This window comes from Variovorax sp. 05T418 (assembly GCF_056396385.1).
Genome location: NZ_JBFTLJ010000031.1, coordinates 1 through 11,993, shown reverse-complemented (window position 1 = coordinate 11,993; position 11,993 = coordinate 1). Strand labels below are relative to the sequence as shown.

Genomic DNA, 11,993 nt, shown 5'->3' with positions numbered 1-11,993 from the left:
GCCGTACTGCGCGCCGTAGTAGATGCCGGCCAGCATGATCAGCGCCGACACGGGCGGCAGCGCGTAGGTGGCGGGCAGCAGCATCGCGATGGTCGCGACCGGGCCGATGCCCGGCAGCACGCCGATCAGGGTGCCCAGGATGCAGCCGACAAGGCAGTACAGCAGGTTGGTGAAGGTAAAGGCAACGCCAAAACCCATCGAGAGGTGTTCAAACAATTCCATTTGCGCGCTTTCTTCTCAACCGGTGATGAAGGTCGGCCAGACCTGGATCTGCAGCTTCAGCGCCCAGATGAAGGCGACATAGCTGCCGACGGCCAGCACGGTGGCCAGGATCAGCACGCTGGGGAGCTTGAACTCATGGCCCGCCAGGCTCGAGATGATCACGAGCGCGTAGATGGCGATGATCATTCCCATGGCCGGCACGCCGAGGCTCGGGAGGCCGCCCAGCAGGATGCCGAACGCGAGATTGGCGCCCAGGATGAACACGACCTGCTTCCAGGCCCACTTGCCGATCTTTTCGCCGTCGGTGGTTTCGACGGTCAGGCCGCTGAACATGATCCCCAGGCCGATGACGGCCATCAGGATGCCCAGCATCAACGGGAAATAACCCGGCCCCATGCGGGCGCCGCTGCCTACGCTGTAGGTGGTGGCGCCCCATGCGAACGCCACGCCCACGACCGTAAACATCAGACCCGAGAAAAAGTCTTTCTGACTCTTGATTTTCACGAACAGTCTCCTCGAACAAATTTCGATGCGAGATTGTCTAGTCAGCTGGTGGTCAGCTCGATGTGGATTCCACTAACCGAAAGCCTAGGGATAACCCCGGGGGCCCGGCCGCTGCTTCACTCCAGCGGCGGCGTCGCGCTCAGCACTTCCTCGATGGTGGTGACGCCTTCGGCGATGCGCAGCGCCCCGGCCAGGCGCAGCGGGCGCATGCCGTCGATCACGGCCTGGCGGCGCAGCCCGGCCAGGTTGGGCTCCTTGGTGACCTGGGCCTTGAAGTCCTCGCTGATGCTCAGCAGCTCGTACAGGCCCATGCGGCCCATGTAGCCGGTCATGCGGCAGTCGACGCAGCCCACGGGCTTGTAGGCGCGCACCGAACCGGTGATCTGCCAGGGCTTGACGATGGTCTCGAGCTTCTCGCGCGTGACCGTGTCGTCGGGCTGCTTGCAGTTGGGGCACAGCGTGCGCACCAGCCGCTGGGCCAGCACGCCGAGCATCACGGCGTTGATGAGGTAGGAAGGCACTCCCAGTTCCATCAGCCGCGTGATGGCGCTTGGCGCGTCGTTGGTGTGCAGCGTGCTGAACACCAGGTGGCCGGTGAGCGCTGCCTGCACCGCCATCTCGGCCGTGGCAAGGTCGCGGATCTCGCCGACCATGATGATGTCCGGGTCCTGCCGCATCAGCGCGCGCAGGCCTTCGGTAAAACCGAAATCGAGCTGCGGCTGCACCTGGGTCTGGTTGAACGAAGGCTCGATCATCTCGATCGGGTCTTCCACCGTGCTCACGTTGACCTCTTCGGTGGCCACGCGCTTGAGCGTGGAGTACAGCGTGGTGGTCTTGCCCGAGCCGGTGGGCCCGGTCACCAGGATGATGCCGTTGGGCCGCGTGACGAGCTGCTCCCAGCGCTGCGCGTCGTGCTGCGCGAAGCCGAGCGCGTCGAGGTCCTTCACCGCGGTGTCGGGGTCGAAGATGCGCATCACCATCTTCTCGCCGAAGGCGGTCGGCAGGGTGGAAAGGCGCATTTCGACTTCGTCGCCGCGCATGTTGCGCGTCTTGATGCGGCCGTCGAGCGGGCGGCGCTTCTCGACCACGTCCATGCGGCCCAGCAGCTTGATGCGCGACACCATCGCGTTCATCACGCCCATGGGCATCTGGTAGGCCGGGTGCAGGATGCCGTCGATGCGAAAGCGGATCACGCCCTGCTCGCGCCGCGGCTCCAGGTGGATGTCGCTCGCGCGCTGGTCGAAGGCGTATTGCCAGAGCCAGTCGACCACCTGCACCACGCTCTGGTCGTTGGCATCGAGCTGCTTGGTGCTCTTGCCCAGCTCCACCAGCTGCTCGAAGCTCGCGCCGCCGGTGTTGCCGCCGGCCTTCTGCGCGGCGCGCACCGATTTGGCGAGCGCAAAGAACTCGGCCGTGTAGCGCTGGATGTCGGTGGGGTTGGCCACCACGCGGCGCACGGTGCGGCGCGACTGGCGTTCCACCTCGGCGATCCAGTCGGTCAGGAAGGGTTCGGCCGTGGCCACCACCACCTCGTTGGGCAGCACCTGCACCGGCAGCACCTTGTGGCGCTCGGCGTAGGCCGCGCTCATGGTGTCGGCGACCTTGCCCACGTCGACCTTGAGCGGATCGATGCGCAGGTAGGCAAGCCCGGCGCGGCCGGAGAGCCACTGCGTGAGCATTTCGAGGTCGAGCGGCTTGCCGTCGCTCTCGCGCGTCATGGCCACGTTGGCCAGCCGCACCAGCGGGGCCTGCCGGCTCTCGGCCTGGGCGCAGCGCGCGATGGTGCGCTTGGCTTCCACCGGAGAAATCACGCCGTCGGCGGCGAGCCATTCGATCAGGCGGCGCAGGTCGAGCGGGCCTTCGTGGCGGGCGGCCAGGGATGCGGGGGCGGAAACAGCGCTCATGGGCCGGACGGTCGGGTGAGGGTGGGATTCAGCGGTTTGAACACGCGCAGCCATTTGGGCGCGGGCAGGGCCCATCGAGTCTGGATCGTTTGGGCGCGCTCGGCAAGGGCTTCGCGCTTGGGCCGGCTGGGTGCGCGCTGCGCCAGCACCACCGTGTTGCCTTCGCGCGTCGGCTTGAAGGCCCAGACCGCATCGGCGCCGAATGCACCGGCGATTTTCTCGAGGCTGCGCTCGTAGCTCGACGAGCGGCCGAAGAGATTGACCGTCATGCAGCCGTCCTCGGTGAGCAGCGCGCGGCAGTCGGCGTAGAAGTCTTCGCTGTCGAGCACCGGCGCGGCGGCTTCATGGTCGTAGAGGTCGACCTGCAGCGCATCGACCGTGCCCTGCCATTCGGGCTTGCGGATCTCCTGCGCAGCATCGGCAATGACCACGCGCAGCTTCGGGTCGTCGGCCGGCAGCTTGAACCAGCCGCGGCAGGCCGACACCACCTGCGGATTCAGCTCCACCGCGGTGGTGCGCATGCGCAGCGTCTTGCGGCAGAACTTGGTGAGCGTGGCCGCGCCGAGGCCCAGCTGCATGGCATGGCGGCTGGCCACGCTCTTGGGGTCGGCGAACAGCAGCCAGGCCATCATGCGCTGCACGTATTCGAGTTCGATCTCGAACGGCGCGTCGAGCTTCATCGAGCCCTGGACCCATTCGGTGCCCAGGTGCAGGTAGCGGATGTCGCCCCAATCGGAAAAGTTGACTTCGGGGAGAACGGGAGTTTTGCTCGTGGCCATCAAAGAAGGTGGTGGGCGTCGAAAACCTTGCGCCAGGCTTCGAGCTTGCGCTCGAAGCTCCACGACGCGTTGGCGGGGCTGGTGGAAGGCAGCTGGTAGACCGGCACCCCGAGGGTGCGCGTATGGCGCGCATGCTTGAAGCTCTCGCCGCCGTTGTGCGCAATGGCCGCGAGCCGGGGCAGGTGCAGGCCCGCGATGTCGTTGGCCACGGGCGCGCGGATGGCGGAGTCGAGGCTGCCTTCGCGCTCGCAGGCCGCGTACACGTCCCACACGCCCAGGCCGCGCTCGAGCAGCCACTTTTTCTTCTCGGGATAGCTGTCTGCGCCCATGGGGAGCGGATGGTGGGGCCAAACGGCTTGCAAGATTTTCCAGAACTGATTTTGCGGATGCGCATAGTACTGCTGCAGTTCGAGCGAGCGCACGCCCGGGAAGCTGCCCAGGATCAGTACGACGGTGGCGGGCGAGACGATGGGGGCCAGGCCCGTGAGCACGGGGCTGCCGGTGTCGGATGCGGTGGGTGGGTTCATGGACAGGCTCTATCTTGGCACTGTCGCCCGCCCATGAAAAAACCCGCCGAAGCGGGTTCTTCCGAAGGCATATTCCGATTACTTCTTGGCGGCTTCGTTCTCGGCGGTGCCGGGCACCTTCTCGCCGATCGCCTTGCCGGCGCTGCGCATGCCGTCGGCCGTCTTGTGGCCGGCGGTTTCAACGGCGTCGCCGGTCTTGGCAGCCACGCTCTTGGTGGCATTGGTGGCCTTCTTGGTGGTGCGCTTGGTCGCGTTCCAGGCCTTCTTGGTGCCGCGCTCGGTGGCGTTCACGGCCTTCTTGGTCGTGCGCTTGGTGGCATCGACCGCGTCCTTGCCGGCTTCCTTCACCTTCTCGGTGGTGCTGGGCTCCGCGGTGGCTGGCGCCGGCGCTGCGGCGGCCGGAGCGGCGGTGGTCTGGGCCACGGCGGACACGCCGATGGAGGCCAGCGCGAGGGCGAGCACGACAGGCACGGTGCGGATGAAAGATGTGTTCATGCGAAAGCTCCTTTTGGGATGAGATGCTGGAGTGACGAACTTGCCACTGGACAAGAAACGCCGCTTCGAGCACCGAGGATGACAGCAAACCCGCAGGCTTCGTTGCGCCATCGCAAGACGGGATGTCGGCCTACGCGGTGTGCGGCCGGCCTTCCGACAAGGACAGGAGGCTTTCGAGCCGCGGCAGCGCCGCGAGCGCATTGCGGGTGGTGGCTTCGGCCAGTTCATTGATGCCGATGCCGCGCAGCCGCGCCACCACTTCGGCGATGTGCGGCAGCTCGCCCGGTTCGTTGCGGCCCTGCGCTTCGCCGGCCGCGCGCTGCGCCTGGGTGCGGTAGAGCCAATGCGGCTGGATGTCGGGTGCATCGGTTTCCATCACCATCGATTCGAGCGGCAGCGTGGCCGCCAGCCGCCGCAGCTGCAATGCGCGGTCGAAGGTCACGGCGCCGCCGAAGCCCAGCTTCAGGCCGATCCCGATGCAGGCCGCGGCCTGCTGCTCGCTGCCGTTGAACGCATGGGCAATGCCCTGCCACGGCCGGCCGGCCGCGGTCTGCCGCAGGTGCTTGAGCACCTTGTCGACCGAGCGGCGCACGTGGATGAGCACCGGCAGATCGTATTTGCGCGCGAGTTGCAACTGAGTGTGAAAGAAGTGCTGCTGCTTGTCGCTGTCCAGCCCTTCCACGAAGTAGTCGAGGCCGATCTCGCCGACCGCGACCAGCCGCGGATCGCCGCGGTGCGCGGCAAGCTCGGCATCGAGCGCCTCCAGGTCGCCCTCCTCTGCATTGCCGGTGCACAGCGGGTGGATGCCCAGCGCATAGGCATCGCCCTGCATCCGCGCGAGCTCGCGCACGGTCGCAAAGTTGAAGACCGCCACCGCGGGAATGACGCACAGCACCACGCCCCTTTCGGCGGCCCGTGCACGCACGAGCGGCATTTCCGCACCGAATTCGGGCGCATCGAGGTGGCAGTGGGTATCGACAAAAACAGCCATGGCCAGATGATGCCCGAAGGGATGCAAGGCAGAAGAAAGCGTGCTACTGTGACTCCCTACTGACCCGTCATCCCTTGCCGGAGGTGCCCCGATGCGCAGGCCCGCTTTCTACAGCCGTTCGCCCCGCACGCTGCCTCAAGCGGCCGATTCCGCGGCCCAAGAGGCTGCCGTGCCGTCGCCCGAGGGCGCAGCAGGCAATGGCGCGCCACCCCCGCCGCACGCGAAGGCCGGCTGGCAGCCGGGCCGGCGCAGCTTCGCATTCCTCCTCGTGCTGTGCGCCGCGCTGGTTGCAGGCGGCGCCACCTGGTGGCCCCGGCAGGGCAAGGCGCTGACGCAGAAAGACATCGATTCGGCCGTGCTGCGCACGCTGCAGACCCACACGCTTCCCTCGCCCGCCGCAAAGGCCGCCGAGATCGTGCGGCCCTCGGTGGTGCGGGTGGTCGGCTACGGCCCCGAGAAGGCCACGCCCGAGGCCAAGACCCAGAAGCGCGGCCGCAACATGGCCAAGGGCAAGCCGCCCGAAGCCGATGCGCCTCCGGGCGAGGTCGAGCGCGGCGTGGGCACCGGGGTGGTCATCGTCGACAAGGGCGTGATCCTCACCAACCTGCACGTCGTGGCCGGCGCCGAGACCATCAAGGTCACCTTCTCCGACGGACTCGAGGCCGTGGCCACCATCACCGGCGTGCAACCCGAGAACGACCTCGCGGTGCTGCAGGCCCAGAAGATTCCCGACGACCTGATTCCCGCCGTCATGCGCTCGACCGCAGACCTGCAGCCCGGCGACCAGGTGGCCGCGGTCGGCTTTCCGTTCGGCATCGGCCCCTCGGTGTCGGCCGGCGTGGTGTCGGGCCTGAAGCGCTCGTTCCGCTCGCCCGAAGGCAAGCAGGAACTGGGCAACCTGATCCAGTTCGACGCCGCTGCCAACCCCGGCAACTCGGGCGGCCCGCTGATCAACATGGACGGCGAGGTGCTGGGCATCGTCACCGCCATCCTCAACCCCACGCAGCAGCGCACCTTCATCGGCATCGGCTTTGCGGTGCCCATAGAGAACGCGGCCTCGGCCGCGGGCTCGCCGCCGTTCTAGCCAGGAACATCCCCCGACGCTTTCGATTGTTGTTTACCGAGAGGCCCCGCATGAGCACAGAGAACCCCTTTTCCACCTCTCCCGCCACGGCCGAACTGATGGAGCAGATCCTCTACGAGGTCAAGCGCGTGGTGGTGGGCCAGGACCGCTTCCTGGAGCGCGTGATGGTGGCCATGCTCGCGGGCGGGCACCTGCTGGTCGAGGGCGTGCCGGGCCTTGCCAAGACACTCACCATCAAGACGCTGGCCGACACCGTGCGCGGACAGTTCAAGCGCATCCAGTTCACGCCCGACCTGGTGCCGGCCGACCTGGTGGGCACGCGCATCTACAACCAGAAGACCGGCGAGTTCAGCACCTCGCTGGGCCCGGTGTTCGCCAACCTGCTTCTGGCCGACGAAATCAACCGCGCGCCGGCCAAGGTGCAGAGCGCGCTGCTCGAAGTGATGCAGGAGCGCCAAGTCACCATTGCCGGCGAGACGCACAAGGTGCCGCGCCCCTTCCTGGTGATGGCCACGCAGAATCCCATCGAAACCGAGGGTACCTATCCGCTGCCCGAGGCGCAGGTCGACCGCTTCATGATGAAGGTGCTGGTCGACTACCCGAGCGACGAGGAAGAGTTCGTCATCGTCCAGCGCGTGATCGGCTCGCTGGTCGAGGTCAATCCGGTGGCAAGCACCGAGCAGCTTGCCACCCTGCAGGCCGAGGCGCGGCGCGTGTACGTCGATCCCTCGCTCATCCAGTACGCGGTCAAGCTGGTGTCGGCCACGCGCACGCCCGACAAGCACGGCCTGAAGGACATGCGCCGCTTCATCACCTTCGGCGCGAGCCCGCGCGCGAGCATCAGCCTGACCGAAGGCGCACGCGCACTCGCGCTGCTGCGCGGCCGCAGCTACGCCCTGCCCGAGGACATGACCGCGCTGGTGCCCGACGTGCTGCGCCACCGCGTGACGCTTTCCTACGAAGGCTTGTCCGAAGGCCTCACACCCGACAGCCTGATCGAGAAGATCATGCGTGCAGTCCCCGCTCCTCCCAAACCGCTCGAACATGAAAAGCTGGTGGCGTAAGGCCCCTGCGGCCGCGAACGACGAACGGCTCATCGCCGAGGCCGGTGGAACGGAACGCGCGCTGCGCCGGCTCGAATGGACCGTGATCCGCCGCCTCGATGGCCTGCTGCAGGGCGACTACCGCACGCTGATGCGCGGCACCGGGCTCGACCTGGCCGACCTGCGCGAATACCAGCACCACGACGACGTGCGCCACATCGACTGGAACGTCACCGCCCGCCTGCAGACGCCGCATGTGCGCGTCTTCACCGAAGACCGCGAGATGGCGGCCTGGTTCGTGCTCGACCTGAGCCGCTCGGTCGACTTCGGCTCCGGCCTCAAGGCCAAGCGCGAGATCTCCGCCGGCTTCGTCGGCGTGCTCGCGCGCCTGCTCACGCGCCACGGCAACCGGGTGGGCGCACTGGTCTACGGCACCGACCTCGAGGCGGTGATTCCGCCGCGCAGCGGCCGCCGCCACGTGCTGCACCTGCTGCATGCGATGGAGCGCCGCGCCGGCAAGGCCGAGGCCGCGCCCGCGCAAAAAGGCATGACGCGCCTGGCCGACCTGCTGAAATCGGCCGCCACGCTGATGCCGCGCCGCTCCACCGTGTTCGTGGTGTCCGACTTCCTGAGCGAGCCCGGCTGGGAACGCCCGCTCGGCCAGCTGGTGCAGCGGCATGAAGTCATTGCCGTGCGCCTTTTCGACCCGCTCGAACTCGAGCTGCCCGACCTCGGCCTGGTGCCGCTGCGCGACGCGGAAACCGGCGAGCAGCTCTGGGTCGACACGCACGACGCCGGCTTCCGCAAGCGCTTCGCGCGGCTGGCCGCCGAGCGCGAGGCCACGCTGCGCGCCTCGCTATCGAAAGCGGGTGTCGACGCACTGGAGCTTTCGACCAGCGACGACCTGGTGGAAGCCATCGTTCGTTTCGCCGACCTGCGCAAGCGCCGCATGCGCATCGGCCCGGGCAGCATGAAGGCGGTGGCAGCATGACATTTCTCTGGCCTCAATTCCTCTGGTTGCTGGCGGCCTTGCCGCTGCTGGTGTTGCTCTACATCTGGCTGATCCGCCGCAAGAAGAAGCTCGCGGTGCGCTATGCGAGCCTGTCGATCGTGCGCGAGGCCATGGGCGCCGGCCAGAGCGTGCGCCGGCACATTCCGCCGTTCCTGTTCCTGCTGGCCATGGCCGCGATGCTGGTGGCCGCCGCGCGCCCGATGGCGGTGGTGATGCTGCCGTCGAACCAGCAGACCATCATCCTGGCGATGGACGTGTCGGGCAGCATGCGCGCGGCCGACGTGCTGCCCAACCGGCTGGTCGCGGCGCAAGAGGCGGCCAAGAGCTTCATCAAGGACCTGCCGCGCCACGTCAAGGTGGGCATCGTGGCCTTCGCGGGCAGCGCGCAGGTGGCGCAGCTGCCCACCACCAACCACGACGACCTGATCACTGCGATCGACAGCTTCCAGCTGCAGCGCGCCACCGCCACGGGCAATGCGATCGTGGTGTCGCTCGCCACGTTGTTCCCCGATGCGGGCATCGACGTCTCGCAATTCAGCGCGCCCAGCCGCCAGCGCGGCACGCCGATCGATCAGGCGGAAAAGCAGGCCAAGGAGTTCACACCGGTGGCGCCGGGCTCCTACACCTCGGCCGCCGTCATCATGCTGACCGACGGCCAGCGCACCACCGGCGTCGATCCGCTCGACGCCGCCAAGGCCGCAGCCGACCGCGGCGTGCGCATCTACACGGTGGGCGTGGGCACGGTCGATGGCGAGACCATCGGCTTCGAAGGCTGGTCGATGCGTGTGCGGCTCGACGAGGAAACGCTCAAGGCCGTGGCCAACAAGACGCAGGCCGAATACTTCTACGCCGGCACCGCCGCCGACCTGAAGAAGGTCTACGAAACGCTGAGCTCGCGGCTCACGGTCGAGAAGAAGGAAACCGAGATCTCGGCGCTCTTTGCGCTGGGCGCGGCCATCCTCACGCTGGCGTCGGCGGGGCTCTCACTGCTCTGGTTCAATCGGATTCTTTGACGGAATCCAGCTGGCGCGCTGGCGGCGACTTCACCTCGCCGATGCCGCCCAGGAACAGGTCGGCCACGATCGGCGCAATGGACGCATGGTCGAGCCGGCCGCCGGGCTTCATCCAGGTGAACATCCAGTTGATCATGCCGAACAGCAGCATGGTCAGCGGCTTGGCGAGGTCGTCGCTCGGCGCGCCCGGCCGCAAGGCCGACACGGCACGTGCAAATCCCGCCACCACTTCGCGCTCCTGGTTCAGCACGCGCTCGCGGTCTTCTTCTTCGAGAAAGCGCACGTCGTCGGTCAGCACGCGGTGCGCGTCCTGTGCGCCGGCGTATTCCTCGACGATGCGGTAGATGAAGCGGCGCAGGCGCTCCTCGTCGGTGTGAGTCGAGGCCTCTTCCTCGGCCACCAGCGCGGCGAGCTTGGACACGTGCGTCTCGGCAATGCTGATCAGGAGGCTGCTCTTGTCCTTGTAGTAGTGGTAGAGCGTGGCCTTCGAGAGATTGCAGGCCTCGGCCACCTGGTTCATCGAGGTGGCGGGATAGCCGCGGCGCGCGAACAGCTGGGCGGCCTGCGCAAGGATGAACTCGCGCTGGTCGTCATAGGTGGCGGATCTTCCACGCGGCATCGGGTCTTCTTTCTTCCTTGATTGATTGGCAGTTGTTGCGGGCAACCCGCGATCTTGCACGAAGCTAGCCGCGCCGCGTCGCGATCAGCGAGCGCACCTCGGTGGCGGGCAGGCGTGGCCGATCGGACTCCATCTGCTGCAGCGGCGCGACCTCGCGCAGGCTGGCCAGGCTGCGCATGGTGAGCGCCTGGTAGGTCTGCGTGCCTTCGAGCTTCCAGGCGATTTCTTCCTCGCTCAGCATCTTCTTCACCTTGGCCGGAATGCCCGCCACCAGCGAGCGCGCCGGCACCTTCATGCCGGCCGGCACGAAGGCGCAGGCCGCCACGATGGCCTGCTCGCCGATCTCGGCCTCGTCCATCACCACCGCATTCATGCCCACCAGCGCGTCGCGCCGCACGATGCAGCTGTGCAGGATCGCGCCGTGGCCGATGTGGCCGTTGACCTCGACCACCGTGTCCTGGTCCGGGAAACCGTGGATGCAGCAGTGGTCCTGCACGTTGGAGCCCTCCTGCAGCACGATGCGGCCGAAATCGCCGCGCAGGCTGGCGCAGGGGCCGACATAGCAGCCGGGCCCGACGATCACGTCGCCGATCAGCACGGCGCTGGGGTGCACATAAGCCGTCGGGTCGACGACGGGAATCACGCCGTCGATGGAGTAGCTGGGCATTCGATCGGTCTCCTTTGTTGCGGGCTCAGGGTTTGCCCTGAAGCCACCCGCTTGTGCTGGCATCGGGCTCGATCTTAAAATCTACCGGACGGTCGGTCAATAGTGTTTAAGGATCAGAGACAAGCCCATGCCAGAACCTTTAGTTCTCACCAGCGATGCCGGTGCCGTTCGCACGCTGAGCCTCAACCGCCCCGCGGCGCTCAACAGCTTCACGACCGAACTGCATGGCGAACTGATGGCGGCGCTGGACCTTGCGGCCGGCGATCCGGAAGTGCGCTGCCTGGTGCTCACGGGTGCGGGCCGCGCCTTCTGCGCCGGGCAGGACCTGGCCGATCCTTCCGTTGCACCTGACCCCGCGCCCGGTGCCGCGCCCAAGGACCTGGGCCACGTCATCTCCGCTTACTACGCCCCGCTCGTCGCGCGCCTGCGCTCGATACCGGTGCCCGTGGTCGCCGCCGTCAACGGCGTGGCCGCCGGCGCGGGCGCCAACATCGCGCTGTGCTGCGACCTTGTCGTGGCCGGCCGCTCGGCCAGCTTCATCCAGGCCTTCACCAGGATCGGCCTCGTGCCCGACACCGGCGGCACCTGGCTGCTGCCGCGGCTCGTGGGCTCGGCGCGCGCGCTGGGCATGGCGATGCTGGGCGACAAGCTGCCGGCCGAGGAGGCCGCGCGCATCGGCCTGATCTGGCAGTGCGTGGACGACGCGGCACTGCCCGAAACGGCCGCCGCGCTCGCCTCGAAGCTGGCCGGCATGCCGACCCGCGCCCTGGTCGCCACGCGCCAGGCCATGGCGGCGGCACAGGGCCTGGACCTCGATGCAGCGCTGGCCGCAGAAGCACGCATCCAACGCGAGATGGGCAACGCTGGCGACTACCGCGAGGGCGTCGAGGCCTTCCGCGCCAAGCGCGCGCCGGTGTTCAAGGACCGCTGAGATGACATCCTGCTTTTCTTTGCGTCGTGTTGTCGGTCATACAGGGCGCTGCTGTTCAGGGCGCGCTCCCGCCGACGGGGTACCTTGCTCCGCGAATGTCCTCCGGCCTGCGGCCTCCCCCTTGTACCGGGACTTCTCGCGCAGTCAAGCACGGGTTTGGGTTGGTTTTTCTACCAAGCTGTATCGCTTGCGAGGCATTGAG

General features: G+C 67.5%; 14 protein-coding genes. 5 read left to right on the top strand and 9 right to left on the bottom strand.

Annotated features, from left to right (window positions below):
* The 7 genes from AC1DMS_RS31420 to AC1DMS_RS31390 all read right to left on the bottom strand — a co-directional run.
* On the bottom strand, positions 1–222 hold a 222-nt coding region (locus tag AC1DMS_RS31420; RefSeq protein WP_478129075.1), incomplete at its 3' end, for a tripartite tricarboxylate transporter permease.
* Positions 223–237: 15 nt separating this feature from the next.
* Positions 238–726, bottom strand: coding sequence for a tripartite tricarboxylate transporter TctB family protein (locus AC1DMS_RS31415; protein ID WP_012746399.1), 489 nt, complete (start codon positions 724–726; stop codon positions 238–240).
* A gap of 116 nt (positions 727–842) precedes the next feature.
* Complete coding sequence (tfpB, locus tag AC1DMS_RS31410) at positions 843–2,630, bottom strand: type IV pilus assembly ATPase TfpB (RefSeq protein ID WP_012746398.1); 1,788 nt, start codon at positions 2,628–2,630, stop codon at positions 843–845.
* A complete protein-coding gene (locus tag AC1DMS_RS31405) occupies positions 2,627–3,409 on the bottom strand; it encodes a spermine/spermidine synthase domain-containing protein (protein WP_012746397.1) in 783 nt (260 codons plus the stop codon). The genes tfpB and AC1DMS_RS31405 overlap by 4 nt, the downstream gene beginning before the upstream one ends.
* Complete coding sequence (locus tag AC1DMS_RS31400) at positions 3,409–3,936, bottom strand: DNA-deoxyinosine glycosylase (RefSeq protein WP_307593563.1); 528 nt, start codon at positions 3,934–3,936, stop codon at positions 3,409–3,411. The genes AC1DMS_RS31405 and AC1DMS_RS31400 overlap by 1 nt, the downstream gene beginning before the upstream one ends.
* Before the next feature lie 78 nt (positions 3,937–4,014).
* Positions 4,015–4,431: a hypothetical protein gene (locus tag AC1DMS_RS31395; RefSeq protein WP_012746395.1), complete on the bottom strand. Its 417-nt coding sequence runs from the start codon at positions 4,429–4,431 to the stop codon at positions 4,015–4,017.
* Positions 4,432–4,561: 130 nt separating this feature from the next.
* The gene (locus AC1DMS_RS31390) at positions 4,562–5,422 is read right to left on the bottom strand and encodes a TatD family hydrolase (protein ID WP_278876947.1); all 861 of its coding nucleotides are present in this window, start codon (positions 5,420–5,422) and stop codon (positions 4,562–4,564) included.
* Between the two features lie 91 nt (positions 5,423–5,513).
* On the opposite strand from AC1DMS_RS31390, the gene AC1DMS_RS31385 reads away from it, so the two are divergent.
* Genes AC1DMS_RS31385 through AC1DMS_RS31370 form a run of 4 tightly spaced genes read left to right on the top strand, consistent with a single transcriptional unit; the run spans position 5,514 to position 9,574 of the window.
* Complete coding sequence (locus AC1DMS_RS31385) at positions 5,514–6,506, top strand: S1C family serine protease (RefSeq protein ID WP_012746393.1); 993 nt, start codon at positions 5,514–5,516, stop codon at positions 6,504–6,506.
* 50 nt (positions 6,507–6,556) lie between these two features.
* Positions 6,557–7,570 carry an AAA family ATPase gene (locus AC1DMS_RS31380; RefSeq protein WP_478079086.1) on the top strand — a complete coding sequence of 338 codons (1,014 nt, stop codon included), beginning with the start codon at positions 6,557–6,559 and terminating at the stop codon, positions 7,568–7,570.
* Entirely contained in the window at positions 7,551–8,540 is a 990-nt protein-coding gene (locus AC1DMS_RS31375; RefSeq protein WP_012746391.1) for a DUF58 domain-containing protein, read from the top strand. The genes AC1DMS_RS31380 and AC1DMS_RS31375 overlap by 20 nt, the downstream gene beginning before the upstream one ends.
* Positions 8,537–9,574, top strand: coding sequence for a VWA domain-containing protein (locus tag AC1DMS_RS31370; RefSeq protein ID WP_018906472.1), 1,038 nt, complete (start codon positions 8,537–8,539; stop codon positions 9,572–9,574). The genes AC1DMS_RS31375 and AC1DMS_RS31370 overlap by 4 nt, the downstream gene beginning before the upstream one ends.
* On the opposite strand, the gene AC1DMS_RS31365 is transcribed toward AC1DMS_RS31370, so the two are convergent.
* Together AC1DMS_RS31365 and AC1DMS_RS31360 are read right to left on the bottom strand one after the other, a co-directional pair.
* Positions 9,558–10,193 carry a TetR/AcrR family transcriptional regulator gene (locus AC1DMS_RS31365; RefSeq protein ID WP_478079087.1) on the bottom strand — a complete coding sequence of 212 codons (636 nt, stop codon included), beginning with the start codon at positions 10,191–10,193 and terminating at the stop codon, positions 9,558–9,560. The two genes, AC1DMS_RS31370 and AC1DMS_RS31365, sit on opposite strands and share 17 nt — an antisense overlap.
* Before the next feature lie 64 nt (positions 10,194–10,257).
* Entirely contained in the window at positions 10,258–10,860 is a 603-nt protein-coding gene (locus AC1DMS_RS31360) for a phenylacetic acid degradation protein PaaY (RefSeq protein ID WP_478079088.1), read from the bottom strand.
* 127 nt (positions 10,861–10,987) lie between these two features.
* Between AC1DMS_RS31360 and AC1DMS_RS31355 the strand changes: the two genes are divergently transcribed.
* Complete coding sequence (locus AC1DMS_RS31355) at positions 10,988–11,791, top strand: enoyl-CoA hydratase-related protein (RefSeq protein ID WP_478079089.1); 804 nt, start codon at positions 10,988–10,990, stop codon at positions 11,789–11,791.
* Positions 11,792–11,993: the final 202 nt, after the last annotated feature.